Consider the following 22,203-nt stretch of genomic DNA (forward strand, 5'->3'; position numbering starts at 1 on the left):
GGCTTCGCTAAACGCACTACCATCCTTTCGCCGTTATTGATATTAAGGTTTAAATACCGAACAGCTTAACCTGCCTTGGGTTTAAACCCAAGGCTAAAAGCTAAAGTCAGCTTTAGCTGACTGGATAAGAGTTTGAGCTGTCTTGCTGTCACTCTACTTTTAGTCCATTTTAATGGACTTTAGCTATAAGCCAAGAACTTGAGTTCTTGGCGGGTGTCGGGGCTGATTAAAAATGGTGCAAGATATCAGTTTAAACAGGTTTAAGCTTTTAGCCCCAACTTTAGTTGAGGGCTGACTAAATTTTTTATCGACGTTTGGCGGCGGCTTTTTTCTTGGCAGCTTTCTCCGCTTTCTTGGCGGCTTTTTCAGCCGCGATCGCGGCTAATCTTTCCTGTTCTTTCTCCTCAGCTATTTTATCCAGATAGTAGTGGTAATCCCCCAGATAAGTGCGGAACTCACCATCACGAATTTCCACAATTTTCGTCGCCACTTGAGAAATAAAATAACGGTCGTGGGAGACAATAATCACGGTACCGTCATAATGCTGGAGGGCTTCCTCTAACATTTCTTTGGCGGGAATATCCAGGTGATTGGTTGGCTCATCCAATAGGAGTAAATTCGCCGGACGCAACAGCATTTTGGCTAACGCCAGACGCGCTTTTTCACCTCCACTCAGGGATGCAACTTTTTTGAATACGGTTTCACCACTGAATAGAAATCGCCCTAATAAGGTGCGAACCTCTTCATTTTTCCAATCAGGAACCTCATCATGAATGGTTTCCATGACGGTTTTAGTTGACTCCAGTGCTTCGGCTTGATTTTGCTCAAAATAGCCGGGGATCACATTATGCTGACCCAGTTCCACAATCCCTTCCGTGGCGTTTTCCATCCCCATCATCAGGTGTAATAGCGTGGATTTCCCTGATCCATTCGGTCCCAAGAAAGCAATGCGATCGCCCCGTTCAACTAGCAAGTCTGCACCGAGGAAAAGAATTTTGTCGTCGTAGGTATGTACCAATTCCTTAATATTAACAACCTCGCGACCACTCCGAGGGGCTGGGGGAAAGCGAAAATGTAAGCTTTTTAAGCTACCCGTTGGTGCTTCAATGCGTTCAACTTTTTCTAACTGTTTCTCACGGCTTTTTGCTTGGGTGCTGCGGGTTGCACTAGCGCGGAATCGTTCAACAAAGGCTTGCTGCTTTTCCAGTTCTTTTTGTTGACGCTCATAGGAGCTGAGTTGGGATTCTTGCATCTCAGCTTTTTGCTGCAAGTACGCCGAATAATTGCCCAGGTAGGTGGTAGAGACGCCGCGTTCAGTTTCCACAATCTGGGTACAGAGGCGATCTAGAAATTCCCGGTCATGGGATACTATCACCATCGGGGTTTTTAATCCTTTCAGGTAATTTTCTAACCATTCGATGGTTTCTAAATCGATGTGGTTTGTCGGTTCATCCAATAGGAGGATGTCAGGGCTTTGCAGCAGGATTTTGCCCAAACTCATCCGCATTTGCCAACCACCACTGAACGCGCTAACTAAGCGATCGCCATCTTCGGGAGCAAATCCCATTTCGGGTAATATCTTCTCGATTTGCGCTTCTAGAGAGTACCCATCCAGGGCTTCAAACTGACGCTGCAATTTATCCAGCTTGTGGATTAGGCGATCGAGTTGATCGGGATCAGCGGTTTCCATGTCCCGTTGCACCTGCGCCAGATTATGCTGTACTTGGTTGGCTTGTGTAAATACCGTCCAAAATTCCTCGCGCACCGTGCGACTAGGATCGACTTCAAATTCTTGGGTGAGGTAAGCGATGTGGAGACTCGTCGGGCGAATCACTTCCCCATCCGTGGGTTCTATCTCCCCCGCAATAATCTTGAGTTGAGTAGATTTACCCGCACCATTAACGCCAACTAAGCCGATGCGATCGCCCGGTTTGACTTCCCAGTTGACATCCTTGAGAACTTCGCCAGTGGGATAAATTTTACTAATGTGTTCTAGTCTCAGCATGGGTGTATTGTCTCAAGCAGATTACAGCAGGGAGATTGAGCGATCAGACGTTTTAGGTGCGCCGCTGACTCTCTATCCGTGTTTATCGTAACAAAATTTAATGGATCTATTTATGGGTTCTGATTTAATCGGCAATAATCAAGGGCGTTGGTTGGTGCAACCTTAAAGACGTAATCAGTCAGTTGTAGGGGCGGGTTTAGCCGTTTAATTAGGATATCTACCAATAACCTTTCAACAAAACCCGCCCTTTGTCATAGTGAACCGATAATCTAGAGGGTGTAGCGGGGTTAGCGGTGAGAGGGTATGGAAACATGGTACAAAGAAGACTTGCCATATATCCACGATGTCGGTTTCCGGGATTACGCCCTGAAATCTGCGCCTGGTATATTGGCAATCCTCGCGCAACACCAAATACGGGAAGGCTTAGTGGTGGATTTAGGTTGTGGAAGTGGATTGTTATTTCTATTCACTGCATTAATTTGTATTTAACCCTTAGCGAATTAATCCTTTTTCTTGAGCTAATGTGTGATTTAGCACGACCACAGAATTTGCCGATAAATGCCAAGTTTTTACAGTCGAGTTTAGTGCTTTTTTTAGGGCGTCCTGTAATGGTGGAAGCCATTCTTCTTTATGTCCATTGATCACTAATAGTAAGCGAAAATCAATTTTTTCTAAATCGAGTGTCTGAAATAGAGAAGGTAATTCTGTCCATGTTGCATGGCGTTTTAAACAAGTTGCCATACAGAGATTCAGCCCGTTCGTCAATTTCTCTCGGATTTCTTCGATAAAATCGTCAAACCCGGGTTGGGTTTCAGGACGAGGTGAGCTAGATTTTGCTTCAATAATCCATACTTTTGGTGAATTGGGAGGATGTAGCAACAAAAGCTCTGCTATCTTAACGCCCTCCTGGATATCTTGGTAGGTTTGACTTTTCTCAATATGGAAGCAATGTCCTTCTGGATAGGGTCCGAACGTCATTCCAGATTCAATAATCGACTGAGTGGTCATTGAAAAGCCAACCCCACTTCTTCTTTGTAAAGTTGGATAGATTCATCAATAATAGGATTACTCGGCAAACCATCTTTTAGATCGGCAATAGTCCACTGTTCAGGATTAGTTGAAATGATTTTGATTGAGATTTCCTTTTGTTGTTGAGCGATGAGAAATAATTTTTTGATCACAAAGTAAGAGTGACTTGCCATGAAAAACTGGATTCCGCACTTCGCTAACATAGCGATGATGTCCAATAATTTTGAAATAGCATTTGGATGCAGCGCGGCTTCTGGTTCATCAATAAAAATGACGGATTTCGGATCAAGATAGCGGTTTCCGAGTAAAGTATCGAGAATCGAAATTTTCTTGATGCCTTCTGCAGTCACTCCAATAGAGAACTTTTGATGTCCTTTCTTAAATTGCCAAATTCCTGATCTTTCGTCATACTCAATTTTGCCGTCTAAGATATCTTTTAGGTTTTTGCGCGATTCAGCAAATTCTCTATAATTTTTGCCACCTTTAGGAGATTTACGCAAGGCGCGGGCTAGATCCAGGTAGGTATCATCAAACCCAAATGTTTTGTCTTGTTCACGAGTTTCTAAAATAATTGAGTGCATAGAAATAACTTCTTTGGCGGGTAAAAAAATTGAGTTACTGTTGCGGGTTGGAACATGATTGTCTAAGTTTTGAATAGTCTTGGTTGTATCTCTGCCAAAAGTATAGATGAATTTTTGATTATCAAAGTGAATCTGGAACGATAAAGGTTCATCCGCTCCTTTTCTCACGAGTTCGCCAATTTTTTCCGTCTCGAATGTCCAGTACAGTTTGTCTGCCAGTATTTCTTCAGCGCTGCGCGGTTCATTGCCCCGTTTATAGGTTTCCAAGGTTCGCATGGCACTGTAAAGAGCCTTGATTAATATTGTTTTACCTGTGCTATTTTCACCAATAATTAAGTTAATATTGCCTAAGTGTTCACACTTAAGCTGGTCTATCGGACCAAAATTTTTGAGTTGAAGGCTGTTTAGCATGGGTTATTTCTCTCGACTTTCTGCACGGTAAGTTTAACTCGACAACAGCCAGAGTGGATTAGCTATGCTCTCTTTATGATAATCTGAATAGGTTGATTGAGCTAACGTAGGGAAGGAGAAATCGAGGAAGGAGTCATTTATCCGATTAAGTGATAAGCTTTGGCTTTAAGCAGAATCATCAGATGCTCTAACTCCTCATATAAATCAAGTTCTGTTGCTTCAGCTTCTGTGAGTGTTCCTTCTCGGTTTTTGTCTAGCAGCGTGCGGAGACGTTCTTGGGCTTCTGCTGACACTTTAAAGGTAGTGATTTCTTGAGGCGTCGGGCGGGTGATCAGAAAGTCGAGAACTTCAGTATAGGCAATCGGAGCATTTGTTGGGTTAGTAACAGATGAGATTTGGTTAGGTAAAGGAATTCTGGGGGGAACGGTTTCTACGAGACGCTGTAGTAATTCGGGGAGACGCTCCCGAAGTGGTTCTAGACGTTGAGCCAGTTCGTCTGGTACTTGAATGGTGAGTTCAGCCATTGTTGCTTTTTCGTGTATGAAAAACTTTGAGTCGATAACCAGCTTGAATGAGTTATGTTCTCTCTATCTAATGACTCCCATCGTACTCTAAACATCCAATTAGTGCTTCTAAGATCCTAATCCAAACACTTGCCTGAGATTGGCTGGCAGTTCATATGCTGTGTCCATTCCACTGACATCATCCCATATTGTTTCTATATTCCAGATTATTCCTCCTAGGAAGGCACGACTAATGTTAGCACTACTCAGGTCGGCATTTTGGAGGTCAGCACCTCGCAGAGATGCACGACTAAGAGATCCGTATTTCAGGTTAGCTCCCACTAGATCAGCACTAAGGAGTTCAGCACCACTTAAATTAGCACCACTTAGATTAGTATAACGGCAGGATGCATGATTTAGAAATGCCTGATTCAATTGGGTACTACTGAAGTCAGCACGATCCAAATTAGCACCTCGTAGTTCAGCATTGCTGAGATTAGCGTCTCGGAAGTTAGATCCCCTCAAGTTAGCATGACTAAGATTAGCATGGCTGAGTTTGGCACCACTGAGATTAGCGCTGCGGAGATCAGCACCATTTAGATTAGTGTTACTGAGATTAGCGTTACTCAAGTTGACTCCCCGCAAGTCAGCACTACTTAAGTTAGCATTACTAAGATTGGCGCTACATAGATTGACCCCCTGAAGGTCAGCGCTATGTAAATCCACACTACTTAGTTCTGCATGGCTCAAAAATTTCCCTACAGTCTGTACAAATGCATCAACTCCAATACAGTAGCTGTAGCCAATAATCCGCCGTAGTCGAGAGCCGTCAAAATCATCATGATCGGGCTGACCACAGGGATAAAAATCAACTGTTTTTTTCAGATTTTCTTGGTCTTGAGCAAGGCGATGTAACTCTAAAAGCAAAATCAAAATATTTAGACCTGTATAAATATCTACGGTGTGAATATTTATCCATCGCTTTTCCACTAAAAATTTAGGGTCTTGCCATTGCTGCTTTTTGGTTAAAGGAAAGTTTTTATCGATTGTATCAACATCAATAAACTCTCCATCACACCAACGAAAATAGAAATACTCTAGGCGTTCAAATAGGATACCTGTATTTATTGTCTCACTAGTATTTAACCAGGCGCTCAGATAGTCTACAATATCCGGCGTCAGCCCTCCATAGCCAAGTAGGTCATAAATTTCCCAATTCATATCATCTCTCGACACCTCATACGAGGTTTGATGCTTGCCCCCTTGTATTGTCCATGCTTCTAAACTTTCTCGCAGCCGTTCAGCAAACAAAAAATCACTAAAGCTTTTGTGTACAAACTCAACTGAACCATCTCGTCCACTGGTCGGTTGTAAGTAAAAAGTGGCAAGAATATTTCTCAGAGGATTTTCCTTGTCCTGAGTCTGTGATCTTTCTAAAACTTGAGTATACTCTTCACCTTGGCGACGTAACCGTTGTTCAATCATAGCGATTGATGCATATTCTCCACCCGACTGGACGACACAGAGTCCAGCTTCAGCCAGAATTATTCGCAAATTTTGTACATCTAATTCTGTTAGTGCGGTATTTAAATTGTACCCTTGGTCAGAGCGTTGTTTAGTGAGAACCCAATCAAGAGACTGTTCATAAATCAAAATCTTGGTTTCAACACTACTACCTTGCTCAAACATGGCATTATTTAACTGATTATCCCGATGCATGGCTGCCAAGAGATATAGTAGTAACGGCTCTCTAGCCAATTCTCGTACTCGGTCTGGCAAACGTTCATCTTGTAAAAACTGGCGAAATTCCGTAGTTTTTTCAGTTCCTACCTGAATTTGCCACTTATCAAGCCATTTCTTCTGGCTTTTGTCATCCATGGGTATGATTGTCACACGCTCCAGATTATTTGGCATCGACAGCTCAATGCTTGGACTTTGTAAGGACAAGGATCTGCCAGTAATCAAAACTCTGTGTCCCTTTTCACTATTCTCGTGGCAACGTTGTTGAAATTTTGCCACTTGGGTGATGAATTGTTTTAAGCCTCTATCACTTCTCCCTTGCAATAGCAATTCATCGAAGCCATCCAGCAAAAACAAAAATCGAGTATTGCCATCTGTTAACCAACCACTATCACTCGTAGCAAAATCCCAGCCGATAGCTGTTTGTAGGGTTTTTTCTAAATCCTTGTCAAAGGTTGTGATATCGCGTAACCGGATTAAAATCGGTATCCAGATGGGATACAAGTGCTGTCTGACCCAATCGGCAAACATGCGACAAAATACACTCTTCCCCCGTCCAGGTCCACCTTCAATGAACATGACCTGGTTCTGTTTACCAGAATCTTCAAGTATCTTCTGCGTCCATTTCTCTATATCAATTGGTTTTGACCTTTCATCCAGTTCAGCACTTTGCTTTACAGGTTGTACCTTCAGCGATACATAGATATCTTGGAACGTAAATTCTTCATCAAATACTCGCTCAATTGGCTTCTGCTTGATTTGCTTATCCAGATAGTTGTCAATACTCTGATATTTTGCCAAGTCTCGCCGCCAGCCATCACGATAAAAGTCGGCTAGGCGTTTGACTGAATCTCCTGCCTCAACTAAGGCTTGTATCATATATCGGTGAGTACCGTGAGCAACCCGCCTTGATAAAAGCTGGGCTTGAGTTTTATTTAGTCCTGCCTGACATAACCGAGCGGTTAACACCTTGTTGAAATCGTGCGCTAACTTGGATTCATGAAAGCACAAAAGTGCTTTTTTGGCTTCTGACTCATCCAACTCAAGCCTCTGACCTAAACGTCTAATCTGCTTGACGATTTCTGCTGAAGTTCGAGTTTTACCAATTCGGTTTAACTCTGACAAAGTGTGTTCAGGTAAAAACTCATAAGTTTTTTGTAAACTTTCTAAATATGCCGCTTGGCTCACAAATGCCACACACTCTTCTAGAGAGAGTTCTCGCTTAGTTTGTTTCAGGTAAAATGCTAGTAGTCCGGTTGCCAAGGGGATGAACGGTAAGCTTGCTCCCATAATTTGAGCTGGAGGTGAGTTTAGTACCTCTAATAGTGAGGAAAATTTCCCCATCCATGGGGCTAATTGCCGGACGTTGCTCCCTTCTTCTTTGAGTGTCTTCGCCAAATCCAAAACGGCTTTTGCCGCCTCGGTTCCACTCTTTAGTGTTTCTGAACCACTCGTTACTTGATCGACTGAAAGCAACTGATCAACGTCAGTATTCAAAACCTTCAAAATGTTTTTCCAGAGCTTGCTTGCCATGGCTATTTATATTATCGATAACCCGTTCTCATAGGGTAGCTACTTTTTCTAGGGGTTGTCACCCTCTACAAACTTTGACAACCAAGAGGAGTCAAACCGAAAAATGTATCATATAATACAAAAAATGGGGGTTCTACCTTGTCCTCCTGATCCTCCGCTCCCCTAAAGTCTTAACCTAACACTCCTCAATCTCCTGATCTTAAGCGAAATTTTAACCTTGCTGTCTCCAGAAGTATAAGCTATAGTAAAGGGAAAATCTGTGACTCACAACCTCCATTTTGTATTACACCAGTTGTATTACACAGTTGCCGACTTTTGAAAGTACTATATATCATATCTGTTTTTTTAAATGCGTACAATTGCAATCCATACGTCAAAGGGAGGCGTTGGCAAAACTACTTTAGTGATTAACCTTGCTTATGAACTAGCCAAACTTAACTATAGGGTTTTAGTGGTTGACTTGGATGATCAAGCTAATGCTAGTCTTTCTTTAGGTGTTAACGAAGCTGATAAATTAGATAAAGCTTCTAGCTTTGAAGAATTTAAAATAATTTTAGAGACTTTCAAGGAGAGAAAAGAACTCATCGATTTTTTATGTGACTACGAGTTACCCAGCTTTGATTACCAAAAATATATAAGATCATCGGCTCTCAATGCCGAGCTAGAAGATATATCTACCTGTAGTGGTATAATCGACGTATTACCGGGTAGTTATCGAACTACAGATAAAGCAATTAGTAACTTGCTAATGCCGCAAACACGATTGAATACAGCACTTCAAACACCAGGCATCGCTAATAATTATGATTATGTAATCATTGATACACCTCCCAGTTCAACAGATATTGCGAAGGGGGGCTTAATTGCAGCTCAGTACCTACTTATTCCAACTCAGTTAGAGTATCTATCAGTATACGGTATCAATACACCACTAGATTTCATGCGGCTTGTTCGACAACAATTTGCGAATAAACGAGGTATGGTTCTGGGAATAGTCCCCATGATGACGCAAAAAAGATCACGACTTAATAGTATGGTGAGAAAGTTACTGGAAAAACGACTTGAGAAGGAGGATAACATACCGATATTACCAGAAATCCATCGCTCTGACTATATCAGCCAAGCGTCGAGGGTACGTCAGCCGATTTCTTTATTCGCTCAACAGAAATCGCCAGCTGAAAATATCGCCAAAGAATTTATCGCCTTGACCCAAAAAGTTTTAGAAAGAATAGAGTTTATTGAAAAGGACAAAAAAAATGCTTGAGGATTTCCAAAAAATTGAAACAAAACCTTATTTAGTGGCCGTGAACCAATTAGAAGTTCCTCCGGGAAAACCTGAAGTTTCAAAAGCAGAACTTGAAAATATTTCACAGGCATTACAAACATGGAGTACTAATTTCTCTCTTCCAATTGCTTGCTTAACGGATCAGGACAATAGCTATCGTCTCTTGACGGGTTTACCTATCTATCAAGCGGCTGTAAATGCAGGAATGCAGCGAATTTGGGTATTTTTGATTTCGGCAGATCAGAGGGACACTGAAAAAGCCATTGAACAAGCTCTGTTACAGTCAAAACTCAATCAAATCATTCTTGATTCTCAAGATATGACGAACTTCATCAATTTCCTCAATGATCAGAAATCGGATCTTACTCAAATTTATGGTATTGGGGATAATTATGCAAAGCAAATTATTAGTAAACGCCCTTATAAAGATCTAAAGGATTTGCAAAAAAAACATGGTAATAAGCGACCCTTGAATTGGGCAAAAGGCTACAAAAAGATGAAAAGTGCAATTTAGATTCACTTCTAATCTTTAATGCCTAATCCTGTTTGGCTTGGCTAGTCATACTACTACTCTTGGTCAACTAATTCACCCTCATCTGACTCATCCAGATACACCCGAATAAACTCCTCGGCTGCTGCTGGATTAATTTTATTCAGCCCCTTCCTAATTTCGAGAATGGCATCACCTCCTGGATCTCGACTTTCATTGACCCAATGGTGAATTGTTGATCGCCCAATACCCATTGCTATCGCCAACTTATTTTGGCTAATGTTGTAGGCTTCCAACACCTGTCTTAAAGATTTTCCTGCCTTTCGCATGGTTTCTATAGTGCCAGAGGCAAATGACTCATCTAAATACAAGCCAATAAACTCCTCGGCTGCTACCGGATTAATCGTATTCAGCCCTTTTCTAATTTCTAAGATGGCATCACCTCCGGGATCTCGATTTTCATTCACCCAACGGTTGATACTAGAACGCCCAATACCCATTGCCACTGCCAACTTATTTTGGCTAATGCCATAGGCTTCTAACACTTGCTTTAGTACTGTCCCTGCTTTTCCCATGCCTAAATTTTGTCAAAGGCTCATGAAGGCAAAATGCGAACAAAACACCTTCTCTAAGAGTGTTCCTCATCCTCCTCTGACTCATCCAGATACAAACGAATAAACTCTTCTGCTGCTGCTGGATTAATCGTATTCAGTCCCTTCCTAATTTCTAGGATGGCATCGCCGACAGGATCGGCAACCTCATAAACCCAGCGGTGAACATTAGAACGCCCAACTTGCATTACCACGGCTAAACGATTTTGGGTAATGCCATAACGTTCCAAGACCTGTTTGAGTGCTTTGCCTGCTTTTCCCATGCCTCAGATTGTGTCAGAGGCTCATAACTGAGTAAATGTTCCATATATGGAAAACTCAGGTATGATGGTTTTGTTACTTATATGGAACAAAGCAAAAAAAGCAGTTAAATCCTTATGACACAAGAGTTTCTTCCCAACCCAACCCCCAACCCGCAAACCCCTTTCCCTGGAAATCCACCATCAGAACCCAATCGAGTTCCCCTAAAAGTTCTAGTCATCAGCACTCCCCAAGGCGTCAGTAACACCATTCACACTTTTTACCGTCTTGGCTACGCCCAAGTCAGTGAATGGAGCAAACCTCAACCGACTCAAAATCCTGGTGAGGTAATGAGTATCCTGAGCCGCCGTATTCAGGTTGACTAATTGGCAGCAAAAATAACCTAACCCCCTTCTGTCGCTAAGAAGGGGCAACCAGACACTCATCTCAAATTACGAATAGTTATGCAACCGCTACGCCACCGCATCAACCCCCAAACCTTCGTCATCACCCTCCAACAAATCGCCAAATACCTGAAAATTAACCCAAAGCGTATCCTCAACTGGGAAAAGTGGTATAACGTCCTCTGGGTACATATCGAAGGATTGGGCGGTTATTTTATTAGTTACCGCCAGCTAGAACAGTGGATTGCCGCTTGTCGTACCCTAATCCGTTTCTGCCCAAACATGGAAACCCTCAATACCCTTTGGTTACTCATCCAGCAAGAATCTCCACGATACACAAAAGAAGGCTTTTCTCGACTCGCAGCCATCTGGCAACAACGGCAAACGTATTTGCGCGATCGCTATGTCACAATGAGAAAATCTTGGCACACACGATGAGGACGCTAACCCTAATGTTCAGAATCGGTAAAATACTCACCGCTTTATCACTCTCGCTATTTTTACTGGTAACGGCTTGTGCCGCACCATCCACCGCTCCCCCACCCTCTACCGAAGCGCCTCAAACTAGCACTCAGGCTCCCACAGGCGAACCTTTGGCTGGGGGGCAATTTAATCAATTCTTCCCCAATGCTAGCGGTGATTATCAGCGAGTGTTTGCCCAAGAGAAAACTGGATTTGCCGAAGCCAAGTTGAAACAGGATGGCAAGGATGTGGCGGTGCTGTCGATTAATGATTTAGCTAATAACCCAAGTGCAGCTAAGAAATTCCAGGATAGTTCTAAAACAATTGCTGGGTATCCTGCTGTCGAACGGGGGAAGACACAAACAGCCATTCTAGTTCGCGATCGCTTCCAAGTCAAAGTCCAATCCCGTGATGACTCCTTTACCCCTAGCGATCGCGAAGCTTGGTTGGCAAAGTTTGACCTGCAAGGATTATCCCAACTCAAATAAAATTGGTCATTCGCCAAAACACTGATTTCACAGATTTATTATCCAGATTCAGGTAGAGGATGGAAGCTTAGTTACACTGATTACACAGAAAGGTTAGTTCTCTATGATTTGTCCTTGGTCATTGGGAACAAATTAAAGATATCATTGAAACGATTTATAGGAGATTTTACATGAGTAAATCTATTATTGAATTAGTGGATAACTTACCTGAAGGTGGACTCACCGTTTCCGTCTTGAAAGCCTTAGACTTTGTGGCTCCCGGTGATTGGCAAAATGTGGTTGGCTTTGAAAATACCGTGCGGGAGGTTACAGGTGAAGATGATCCGGCATTAATTCAGGATATTAGTGAACGCGCTCTTTGGCTTTATAACGATAAGTCCCAAGGCTATCAACGGGCAATTTGGCTGTTTCAATCCGTGGATAGTGCGGATTTTGCTCTGGGTGCAGCCGCTTTAGCCAATAAAATCGGTGAACGAGTTTCGTTTCTGGGATTTTTAAATCGACTTACGCCCAAAGCTGATACGGCACAAACTATCGATCTTTGTTTAAAAGTTGTGGCAGAATTGGTGGCGTTTTGTCAAATTAATGGCATTCCTGGAGACAGTATCGGGGATTTTGTCAATGCTTTAGCCGATTATAGCGGTGAGTCGATGATCCGAATGGCGGGACTCATTTGCCTGGATGGTTTGATTCCCCTCGGTCCTGATTTCATTCAAGCCGCGCAATCGACGCTTTCAGGATTAAGTCCCTCGCGCTTAGAGCAAAATTCTACTTTCCAACAAATCAGCAGCTTCATTCCGGGAGAGAGTTCTGAAGGGAAGCTGAACTTTATTGGGGAAAGCTTCGATGCGGTGAAAGGTTGGATGGGGGGTGTGGTTGCAGCCAAAGGATTGACTCCCCAAAAGGTGGTTAATCACCTGCAAGGATTTGTGGAAATTGCAGATGATAAGTTGGATTATCTGGCTGCATTTTTAGACACGTCAACAAATTACTACGAACATACGGGTACTCAAACCGTCGCCCGTCGTTTAATCGAACGAGCAGCGGCTGAAATTTGATCAATAAATTCCCCGTTCAATCTATAAAAAGTAGACGGCGAATGAGTAGACGGCGAATGTAATTCACGTCTACACAAACAAAGTCCGCCTGCGCGGACTTTTAAGACAAATTATTAGTTAATTTCCCCCAACTCCCCTCATTCCCCTTATAGATCCCCCTTCCGTCCCCCTTCAAAAGGGGGAGACCAGATGTTGCTTCGCTTTCTTTTTGTTATGCGGGGAGGACAGAGGATTTCACTTTTTTTTCACGGCGGAGGATAGCGGATGCTTCGCTTTTATAGCACGGAAGGGGGAGAATTCAAAGCCTTCTCAAGAGCAGGAGAGAGGTTTGGAGAGAGGTTTTCCAGATCCTGACCAAAAGTAAGGTTATCCAGTCTGAATGCAATTGCTTTTATAGCAATCGTCGTTACACAAAACTAAAGTAACTATCATTTAAACTCAGACTGCTTTCACCTTGTACAATACCAATCAATTCATCTTGACCTGATGGTGTAGAAGACTGGAGGAAAACGCCAATTCCTGATGGTAAACTGGGGGAAACAGTGGCGAGTTGATAGTCAGCCGCACTGCCATGAAGTTCGATGATATCTTGGTTGATATCAAAATCAGTAATTAGGGCGTAATCGGTAGAACCATCGGTTGTTCCGTCAGCATCATCGTAATAAGCGCTGAATACATCTCCAAGTTGGAACACATCCGCACCAAAGCCACCGATAAGACTATCCACTTCCCCTAAACCGGGATTTGCCAGATTGAGTTCAACACCGATTAACAGATCATCGCCGCGATCGCCATAGATAATATCATTCCCTGTACCGCCGAAGAGATAGTCATCGCCGCGATCGCCAAATAGCATATCATTTCCGGCTTCACCAAACAGGTTATCATCGCCGCGATCGCCAAACAGGGTATCATCGCCGTCACCGCCTACTAAATCATCATCATCGCGCAAGCCAGAGAGAATATCATCACCGGGAGTGCCAAATAGGGTATCATCGTCATCGGTACCAATGAGTTCAGTATCGGAAATTAGCACATTGTCATAATCCACAAATAGACCATTATTGGAATTATTGGTTTCATCAGTTTCAGGAAGTGTTCCGTCTTGATCAATGATCATACCAATGTAGTAAATTCCATCACCATTCCAGGTAGAATCATTAATTCCTGGCAAAGTTAACCCCGTAGTATAAGCACCAATGCTGTTACCCGCTAAACCATTAATTGTTGTACTACCGAGGAATTGATCCGCCGTGTCGATAGTATTATCGGTAGAAACGTAGAAAGAAACATCAAACGCTCCGGCGGCAAACAGTTCCAGGTTTTGCACTTCAAAATTGACATCGAAGTTATCACCAGCGGCTAAGGGTTCCTGCACTAAGTTGAAGTCTACGCCAACTAAATCCGCCAGTTTGGTGTTATTGATGACCACATTATCCTTATCCAACATCAAGCCAACATTGGCATTATCGGTTTCAATGGTTTCCGTGATATCATCACCGGAATCAACCATCATGCCGATATAGTAGCTGCCATCTCCACTCCAGAACGCATCATTAGCTTCAGGGAGAATAAAGTTGCTCGTAAATGTACCACTGCTATTGGCAGCCAAGCCAGTGAAACTGATTGTATCCAGCAGTAAATCTGAGTTGCTAATATTACTATCACTGGACAAATATAAGGATACATCAAATACACCAGCCGCTGCTGCACCACTATTTTCAATCATCAAGTCAATGTCGAAACTATCACCAGCATTGAGCGGTTCTGGGGTGACATTGAAATTCAGTCCAGACAGGTTGGCGATTTGGGTATTATTGATGGCTACATCATCGTAATCGAACAAAAAGCCGACATTTGAGTTATTGGTTTCATTCACTTCCGTAACATCTAACCCAGAATCAACCTTCATACCGATGTAATAGGTATCATCGCCATATAAATTCCAGAAGGAATGATTAACTCCGGGCAAGTTGAGGCTGGTGGTAAAGGAACCCGTACTGTTCCCGGCTAACCCATTAATTGTGGTACTACCTAACAAATAATCCGTGGTGCTAATTGTGTTATTACTGGAAAGATAGAAGGAAACATCAAAAGCACCCGCGCTACTCCCTGTATTGGTGATATCAAAATCAATGTCAAAACTATCACCCGCATCCAGGGGTTCTGGATTAACATCAAAATCCGACCCGGATAAGTCAGCTAATTGGGTATTATTGATGACTACATCATCGTAATCGAATAAAAAGCCAACATTTGAGTTATTGGTTTCATTGACTTCCGTAACATCTGACCCCGAATCAACTTCCATCCCGATATAGTATGTACCATCTCCATTCCAGAAGGAATGATTAACTCCGGGCAAGTTTAAGCTAGTGATAAAGGAACCTGTACTGTTCCCAGCTAACCCATTAATCGTGGCACTACCTAATAAATGATCCGTGGTGCTAATTGTGTTATTACTGGAAAGATAGAAGGAAACATCAAAAGCACCCGCGCTACTCCCTGTATTGGTGATATCAAAATCAATGTCAAAACTATCACCCGCATCCAGGGGTTCGGGGGCGACATCAAAATATAGCCCTGACAAATCAGCTAATTGGGTATTATTGATGACTACATCATCGTAATCGAATAAAAAGCCAACATTGGAGTTATTGGTTTCATTCACTTCCGTAACATCTAACCCAGAATCAACTTCCATCCCGATATAGTATGTACCATCTCCATTCCAGAAGGAATGATTAACTCCGGGCAAGTTTAAGCTAGTGATAAAGGAACCTGTACTGTTCCCAGCTAACCCATTAATCGTGGCACTACCTAATAAATGATCCGTGGTGCTAATTGTGTTATTACTGGAAAGATAGAAGGAAACATCAAACGCACCAGCGCTACTCCCCGTATTGGTAATGTCAAAATCAATGTCAAAACTATCACCCGCATCCAGGGGTTCGGGTGCGACATCAAAATATAGCCCTGACAAATCAGCTAATTGGGTATTATTGATGACTACATCATCGTAATCGAATAAAAAGCCAACATTTGAGTTATTGGTTTCATTCACTTCCGTAACATCTAACCCAGAATCAACCTTCATACCGATGTAATAGGTATCATCGCCATATAAATCCCAGAAGGAATGATTAACACTGGGTAAGCTTAGGCTGGTGACAAAAGAACTTGTGCTGTTCCCAGCTAAACCATTAATCGTGGTACTACCTAATAAATGATCCGTGGTGCTAATTGTGTTATTACTGGAAAGATAGAAAGAAACATCAAAAGCACCCGCGCTACTTCCCGTGTTAGTAATGTCAAAATCAATGTCGAAACTATCACCTGCATCGAGAGGTTCTGAGGTGACATCAAAATACACCCCGGATAAGTCAGCTAATTGGGTATTATTGATGGCTACATCATCATAATCGAACAAAAAGCCGACATTTGAGTTATTGGTTTCATTCGTTTCGGTAACATCTGCACCCGAATCAACCCGCATCCCGATGTAATAGCTATCATCTCCATATAAATCCCAGAAGGAATGATTAACTCCGGGCAAGTTTAAGCTAGTGGTAAAGGAACCCGTACTGTTCCCAGCTAAACCATTAATCGTGGCACTACCTAACAAATGATCAACAGTGCTAATCGTGTTATTACTGGAAAGATAGAAAGAAACATCAAAAGCACCAGCACTGCCACCTGTGTTAGTAATGTCAAAATCAATGTTGAAACTATCACCTGCATCCAGAGGTTCTGGATTAACATTAAAGTCCGATCCTGACAAATCAGCTAATTGAGTATTGTTGATGACCACATCATCATAATCGAACAAAAAGCCGACATTTGAGTTATTGGTTTCATTCGTTTCGGTAACATCTGCACCCGAATCAACCCGCATCCCGATGTAATAGCTATCATCTCCATATAAATCCCAGAAGGAATGATTAACTCCGGGCAAGTTTAAGCTAGTGGTAAAGGAACCTGTGCTGTTCCCGGCTAACCCATTAATTGTGGCACTACCTAACAAATGATCAACAGTGCTAATCGTGTTATTGCTGGAAAGGTAGAAGGAAACATCAAAAGCACCCGCGCTACTCCCTGTATTGGTAATGTCAAAATCAATGTCAAAACTATCACCGGCATCCAGAGGTTCTGAGGTGACATCAAAATCCGACCCGGATAAGTCAGCTAATTGGGTATTATTGATGACTACATCATCATAATCGAACAAAAAGCCGACATTTGAGTTATTATTTTCATTCGTTTCGGTAACATCTGCTCCCGAATCCACCAGCATCCCGATGTAGTATGTGCCATCTCCATTCCAGAAGGAATGATTAACATCAGGTAAGTTTAAGCTAGTGATAAAGGAGCCTGTACTGTTTCCAGCTAACCCATTAATTGTGGTACTGTCTAATAAATGATCCGTGGTGCTAATCGTGTTATCACTGGAGAGATAGAAAGACACATCAAAAGCACCCGCGCTACTCCCCGTGTTGGTAATGTCAAAATCAATGTCAAAACTATCACCCGCATCCAGGGATTGTGGAGTAATATCAAAATCTGAACCGGATAAGTCAGCTAATTGAGTATTATTGATGACTACATCATCATAGTCGAACAAAAAGCCGAAATTAGAATTATTGGTTTCATTGACTTCCGTAACATCTGCTCCCGAATCCACCAGCATCCCGATATAGTATGTACCATCTCCATTCCAGAAGGAATGATTAACACCAGGTAAGTTTAAGCTAGTGGTAAACGAGCCTGTACTGTTCCCAGCTAACCCATTAATCGTGCCACTATATAACAGATGATCCATGGTGCTGATGTAGTTATTACTGGAAAGGTAGAAGGAAACATCAAAAGCACCCGCGCTACTCCCTGTATTGGTAATGTCAAAATCAATGTCGAAACTATCACCCGCATCCAGGGATTGTGGAGTGATATCAAAATCTGAACCGGATAAGTCAGCTAATTGAGTATTATTGATGGCTACATAATCGTAGTCGAACAAAAAGCCGACATTTGAGTTATTGGTTTCATAGACTTCCGTAACATCTGAACCAGAATCAACCGTCATCCCGATGTAGTATGTGCCATTTCCATTCCAGAAGGAATGATTAACACTGGGCAAGTTTAAGCTAGTGGTAAAGGAGCGTGTACTGTTCCCAGCTAACCCATTAATCGTGGTACTACCTAACAGATGATCTACAGTGCTGATGTAGTTATTACTGGAAAGGTAGAAGGAAACATCAAAAGCACCCGCGCTACTCCCCGTATTGGTAATGTCAAAATCAATATTGAAACTATCACCCGCATCGAGGGCTTGTGGAGTGACATTAAAGCCCCACCCCCACAAATCAGCTAAATTGATAACCCAACCTAAATCCTCAAAGATTCCTAATGTTACCGCACCCGGATCATGGTGCGCCTCTCCTGTACTAATTTGAGGTGTCATCAAAGCATTAGAATTTCCACTTTCATAAATCGCTTCATCCAAGTGGGCATAGCTAGAACCAGAGTCCCATGTACTCGGAGCGTACAGCTTAGGATTCGTGCCACCATTGGCAGCAACCGCATTACTCCCATTAAAGAACAGGTTATCACTGGTGAGTTGAGCGCCTAGAGCAACAGAGTTATTCGGAAATGTATCGATAAGTTTTTGACCCGAACCATTCACCGTAAAGTGATCGTAAATTAAGGGTTGGCTCCACCAACTCCCTTGTTCAGTGTTGGAGTCATAATCCATGCTACCCAGAAACCCCAAGCCATGACCTAACTCATGCAAGACAACAGAAACAAAATCAGTCTTTCCTGCTGGTGTATTGCCATCGGTGCCAAAATACCAGTTCGATTTATTGCTATTGAAATTAGCATTAATATCATGGGCAGTGGTATCTAAATCGAAGCCAGCCAGACTATTGGCGAGGGCGATGGGATACCAGGTATCGGCGTAGGCAGCATTGGTAAAGTTGCTGTAATAATCATTTGCTCCAGCAGAACCAAGAGTACCTGTCCCTAAAGGAATCCAATTGGCTTCAACTTCAATCGGCACTGGCGAAACAATCAGGTTTTCCCAGATATCAACCGCGTATTCAAATGCCGCTTGAGCTTGGGTGGAAAAACCGTTATAGTTAACGTTGATTGTAGAGGTTGGAGTCTGAGCGGCTAACAGATTTGGCGTTGTCGTTGATTCTGCCTGTTGAGTCCTGTTGTCAGTGAATTCTAAGCTTGTCTGCCTACCTGAAACGATGTTGGCTTGAGGTGTCTGAGCAAAATTCTCAGTTGCTGTACCTGAACTATCCGTGTCAATAGATAAATTATCAGCTTCTGCTACACCAAAGAAATTACCAAACATCAGAGCTAATTCGGTGGAGGTGGAGAAGGATTTGTCGTGAGATGCCATAAGAGTCTCTCCTCTGTAGTGAAAATTGTGTGCAGATGTCAGATTTTGACCTCTCTGCCCTCTTGTGTCTCTCAGGAGTTGACCCTTATGCAGTTTTTTGTATGAAAATTTACCTTTTACAAAAGTTTATTTTTTATTGACAAATTGACATTAAACAGCTAAAAATAATCCCCTATCTGTCAGTCGCGGTAACGTTTCAACCCAGTGAATAGAATAAACGCGATCGCGAATCCCCCAGCGACTCCGGAAATCATCAGGGTATCCGTATGACGCACCGCGATCGCACCATAAGCCCAAGCAATCACTAGAGGATAGGCAATATCCGATCGCTGAATAATCACCGTTGCTGTAATCGCCGCCCCGACAAGTAGGACAATTGCCGTCCAAACCGAGGGGTCAATCCCCCATCCATTCCAGCCAAAGTCATAGAGTACAATTGCCACATTCAGAATTGTGGCTACACTAATCCACGCCAAATAGATACTCACGGGAATGTGAATGTACCATTTCTCTTTCCGAGACACCCTGACAGAACCAATACCCAACCGCCAATACACTCGAATCAGTGGCAGTAAAATTCCCAGCATCGCCACCAGCGACAGCGCAAACTGGCGATACTGGAACAGAAATACCCAAACAATCTGGGCAACACTCGCCAGCACTAAACCATAGCCCATCTGACGCAGATAAGTATTTTGCCGCTGGTTAGGCAATACCTGATAGATCCCCAGACTAATCAAACCCAGATAAATGATTCCCCATATAGCAAAAGCATAGCTGGCTGGGATAATCTTAATTTCCCCAAAGAGAGTATTGGAGATTTCGCCGATTGTTAGTCCACCAATCGGCGCGATATTTGCCCAGACATTAATGCCAAAAGCGGCAAGGATCGCACTCAATGTGAGAACTTGCCGGAGGCGCTCTGAGTTTAAATAGGAATTGAGCCGTTTCATAGTCTCACCGAGTTCAAATCTCGGTTATGCTGAAGGTCACTTGAGTTTTTGCTTAATAAATGAAACGAGTTGTCCCATTTGTTTTTTCAACCCATCAACTTCTGACTGTAAATGTTCAATTTTTGCATTTAATGCTTGAACTTCGTCTGATGAAACACCAGGATCTTCACCCGCAGGGGCTTCTTCTTTGGGGGGCGGAGCCATAACGGGGCGTTTTTTCGCCTTCGCCATTGCTTCCTTAATCGCATCAACCAGTTGTTTCTTTTCAAAGGGCTTTTCGACGAAGGCAAAATACTTAAACGGCTCCGGTATCTTCTCCGTTACTTCTTCCTTACGACCTGACATTAATACTAAAGGAATGCTCTGGAGAGTACCATCACTTTGAATGTGTTGAAAAACATCCCAACCACTCATTTTAGGCAGCAGAAAATCTAACATAATTAGGTTGGGATGCTCCTGGCGGATCTGATTAAGACCTTCAATACCATCTTTGGCTTCTAACACTTCAAAGTTACCGGGCGGCAACATTTCTTTAACACGCATCCGGATGACTCTACTGTCATCAATAACTAATATTTTATGGCTTGCCACGACTGACTCCTTTGGAGAGATAAAAGAAAAACGTCTTCAGCCCAGGTAGACCAGACCCCATAACTCCACTCAGACAGACCTCACAGAGTCTGTTTTCGGGAAAACAACGGATGACTGACTGACACCTGTAACTCTTCTGCTGTTTGGAGATCGAACCCAAAAGCACTTATGTCCATGATTCTAGATTAATCTGCTTGGTTGGTTGAGAGCAAAACCCGGATCAAATCAGAGTCCGAGTAAAATGCTTTACCATTTGTATCGTACAGAGTAACACCGTTGCTGATAGCTCACCACAATTATTATGGATTTGCCGACTCAACCCAATCTGTCTGCTAAAAACCGTTGGCGAGAGGAAATTGCTGCCCTACCCAGTTGGTTACGACGCCCCATTGGTAACGCCAGTGAGATCTCCACGGTGCAGCGCATTGTGAAACAACGGCAAATTCACACGATCTGTGAAGAGGGGCGCTGTCCTAATCGCGGAGAGTGTTATGCCCATAAAACGGCGACCTTTTTGCTGATGGGTCCAACCTGTACCCGTGCTTGTGCATTTTGTCAAGTGGATAAGGGTCATTCTCCGATGCCCCTTGATCCCGAAGAACCCCAGAAAATTGCCGAATCGGTTCAGTTATTGGGATTGCGGTATGTGGTACTGACATCAGTGGCGCGAGATGATTTACCCGATCAGGGTGCGGGTTGGTTTGTTGCCACAATGGATGCCATCCGGCGACTGAATCCAGAGACCCAAATTGAGGTACTAACAGCAGATTTTTGGGGCGGGAGAGGTAAGGAGAATCAAACGCCAACCGAGTTGCAGCGTCAACGGGTGAAAACGGTGGTTCAGGCGCGTCCGGCTTGTTATAACCACAATATTGAAACCGTAAAACGATTGCAAGGACAAGTGCGCCGGGGTGCCCAATATGAGCGATCGCTGGATGTTCTCCGTATCGTCAAAGCCCTTGACCCGACAATTCCCACCAAGTCAGGATTAATGGTAGGACATGGTGAGACGGAAGCGGAGGTGATCGAAGCCATGGAGGATTTACGCCGTGCTGAATGCGATCGCCTCACTCTAGGGCAATATATGCGTCCCTCCCTGGAACACCTGAGAGTGCAACGCTATTGGACTCCTGAGGAATTTGAGCGACTGGGTGCGATCGCCAAAGACATGGGTTTCACTCATGTCCGTTCGGGTCCCTTGGTTCGCAGTTCCTACCATGCGGGTGAATGACCAGAATGAGCTATTGATTATTACCCAGCGTGTAGATGGTAAACTGGGTAACAAATTTGGTCAACAAATCAATAAAAAATTAATCCCATTGTAAATTTATCGGCAAACTCTTGGTATGCTGAAAAGTATAATCAGTCTCAACAGTAGCAAGTTTTCAACACTATAAAACCAGGGAGAGCGCT

17 protein-coding genes and 2 pseudogenes are annotated in these 22,203 nt (G+C 43.1%); 8 read left to right on the forward strand and 11 right to left on the reverse strand.

Going from position 1 to position 22,203, the window contains the following annotated elements:
- Positions 1 to 304: 304 nt before the first annotated feature.
- Complete coding sequence (locus MC7420_RS22675) at positions 305 to 2,005, reverse strand: ABC-F family ATP-binding cassette domain-containing protein (RefSeq protein WP_006103273.1); 1,701 nt, start codon at positions 2,003 to 2,005, stop codon at positions 305 to 307.
- A 303-nt stretch (positions 2,006 to 2,308) separates the two neighbouring features.
- Between MC7420_RS22675 and MC7420_RS37160 the strand changes: the two are divergent.
- A pseudogene (locus tag MC7420_RS37160) lies at positions 2,309 to 2,461 on the forward strand (class I SAM-dependent methyltransferase); the annotation flags it as partial.
- Positions 2,462 to 2,497: 36 nt separating this feature from the next.
- Here the strand turns inward: MC7420_RS37160 and MC7420_RS22680 are convergent.
- From MC7420_RS22680 to MC7420_RS22695, 4 genes are all read right to left on the reverse strand, one after another.
- The gene (locus MC7420_RS22680; protein WP_006103262.1) at positions 2,498 to 3,013 is read right to left on the reverse strand and encodes a hypothetical protein; all 516 of its coding nucleotides are present in this window, start codon (positions 3,011 to 3,013) and stop codon (positions 2,498 to 2,500) included.
- Entirely contained in the window at positions 3,010 to 4,026 is a 1,017-nt protein-coding gene (locus MC7420_RS22685) for an AAA family ATPase (protein ID WP_006103231.1), read from the reverse strand. Before MC7420_RS22685 ends, MC7420_RS22680 begins: the two co-directional genes overlap by 4 nt.
- Positions 4,027 to 4,163: 137 nt before the next feature.
- A complete protein-coding gene (locus tag MC7420_RS22690; RefSeq protein WP_006103310.1) occupies positions 4,164 to 4,550 on the reverse strand; it encodes a hypothetical protein in 387 nt (128 codons plus the stop codon).
- 108 nt (positions 4,551 to 4,658) lie between these two features.
- Positions 4,659 to 7,802, reverse strand: a complete 3,144-nt coding sequence (locus MC7420_RS22695; protein WP_044209027.1) for a pentapeptide repeat-containing protein — start codon at positions 7,800 to 7,802, stop codon at positions 4,659 to 4,661.
- Between the two features lie 349 nt (positions 7,803 to 8,151).
- Here MC7420_RS22695 and MC7420_RS22700 point away from each other — a divergent pair, with 349 nt between their 5' ends.
- Entirely contained in the window at positions 8,152 to 9,066 is a 915-nt protein-coding gene (locus tag MC7420_RS22700) for a ParA family protein (protein WP_006103239.1), read from the forward strand.
- Positions 9,059 to 9,601 carry a hypothetical protein gene (locus tag MC7420_RS22705; protein ID WP_006103245.1) on the forward strand — a complete coding sequence of 181 codons (543 nt, stop codon included), beginning with the start codon at positions 9,059 to 9,061 and terminating at the stop codon, positions 9,599 to 9,601. Before MC7420_RS22700 ends, MC7420_RS22705 begins: the two co-directional genes overlap by 8 nt.
- A 53-nt stretch (positions 9,602 to 9,654) precedes the next feature.
- On the opposite strand, the gene MC7420_RS22710 is transcribed toward MC7420_RS22705, so the two are convergent.
- The 3 genes and pseudogenes from MC7420_RS22710 to MC7420_RS22720 form a co-directional block, all read right to left on the reverse strand.
- The gene (locus MC7420_RS22710; RefSeq protein ID WP_044209099.1) at positions 9,655 to 9,906 is read right to left on the reverse strand and encodes a helix-turn-helix domain-containing protein; all 252 of its coding nucleotides are present in this window, start codon (positions 9,904 to 9,906) and stop codon (positions 9,655 to 9,657) included.
- A gap of 24 nt (positions 9,907 to 9,930) precedes the next feature.
- Positions 9,931 to 10,152: pseudogene (locus tag MC7420_RS38400) on the reverse strand (helix-turn-helix domain-containing protein); the annotation flags it as partial.
- A gap of 53 nt (positions 10,153 to 10,205) precedes the next feature.
- A complete protein-coding gene (locus MC7420_RS22720; protein WP_006103275.1) occupies positions 10,206 to 10,451 on the reverse strand; it encodes a helix-turn-helix domain-containing protein in 246 nt (81 codons plus the stop codon).
- A gap of 114 nt (positions 10,452 to 10,565) precedes the next feature.
- Here MC7420_RS22720 and MC7420_RS22725 point away from each other — a divergent pair, with 114 nt between their 5' ends.
- The 4 genes from MC7420_RS22725 to MC7420_RS22740 all read left to right on the forward strand — a co-directional run bounded on the left by MC7420_RS22725 (position 10,566) and on the right by MC7420_RS22740 (position 12,840).
- Complete coding sequence (locus MC7420_RS22725; RefSeq protein WP_006103286.1) at positions 10,566 to 10,814, forward strand: hypothetical protein; 249 nt, start codon at positions 10,566 to 10,568, stop codon at positions 10,812 to 10,814.
- A gap of 78 nt (positions 10,815 to 10,892) precedes the next feature.
- Positions 10,893 to 11,270: a hypothetical protein gene (locus tag MC7420_RS22730; RefSeq protein ID WP_006103194.1), complete on the forward strand. Its 378-nt coding sequence runs from the start codon at positions 10,893 to 10,895 to the stop codon at positions 11,268 to 11,270.
- 14 nt (positions 11,271 to 11,284) lie between these two features.
- Positions 11,285 to 11,782: a hypothetical protein gene (locus MC7420_RS22735; protein ID WP_006103258.1), complete on the forward strand. Its 498-nt coding sequence runs from the start codon at positions 11,285 to 11,287 to the stop codon at positions 11,780 to 11,782.
- 170 nt (positions 11,783 to 11,952) lie between these two features.
- Positions 11,953 to 12,840 carry a hypothetical protein gene (locus tag MC7420_RS22740; RefSeq protein ID WP_006103227.1) on the forward strand — a complete coding sequence of 296 codons (888 nt, stop codon included), beginning with the start codon at positions 11,953 to 11,955 and terminating at the stop codon, positions 12,838 to 12,840.
- Between the two features lie 406 nt (positions 12,841 to 13,246).
- On the opposite strand, the gene MC7420_RS22745 is transcribed toward MC7420_RS22740, so the two are convergent.
- The 3 genes from MC7420_RS22745 to MC7420_RS22755 form a co-directional block, all read right to left on the reverse strand.
- The gene (locus tag MC7420_RS22745) at positions 13,247 to 19,246 is read right to left on the reverse strand and encodes a CARDB domain-containing protein (protein WP_006103277.1); all 6,000 of its coding nucleotides are present in this window, start codon (positions 19,244 to 19,246) and stop codon (positions 13,247 to 13,249) included.
- 179 nt (positions 19,247 to 19,425) lie between these two features.
- Positions 19,426 to 20,199, reverse strand: a complete 774-nt coding sequence (locus tag MC7420_RS22750) for a tryptophan-rich sensory protein (protein WP_006103296.1) — start codon at positions 20,197 to 20,199, stop codon at positions 19,426 to 19,428.
- A 36-nt stretch (positions 20,200 to 20,235) separates the two neighbouring features.
- The gene (locus MC7420_RS22755) at positions 20,236 to 20,790 is read right to left on the reverse strand and encodes a response regulator (protein ID WP_044209033.1); all 555 of its coding nucleotides are present in this window, start codon (positions 20,788 to 20,790) and stop codon (positions 20,236 to 20,238) included.
- 301 nt (positions 20,791 to 21,091) lie between these two features.
- On the opposite strand from MC7420_RS22755, the gene lipA reads away from it, so the two are divergent.
- Complete coding sequence (gene lipA, locus MC7420_RS22760) at positions 21,092 to 22,021, forward strand: lipoyl synthase (protein WP_006103160.1); 930 nt, start codon at positions 21,092 to 21,094, stop codon at positions 22,019 to 22,021.
- The last annotated feature ends 182 nt before the right edge of the window (positions 22,022 to 22,203 follow it).

This window comes from Coleofasciculus chthonoplastes PCC 7420, from assembly GCF_000155555.1.
In the GTDB taxonomy this organism is placed as follows: Bacteria; Cyanobacteriota; Cyanobacteriia; order Cyanobacteriales; family Coleofasciculaceae; genus Coleofasciculus; species Coleofasciculus chthonoplastes_A.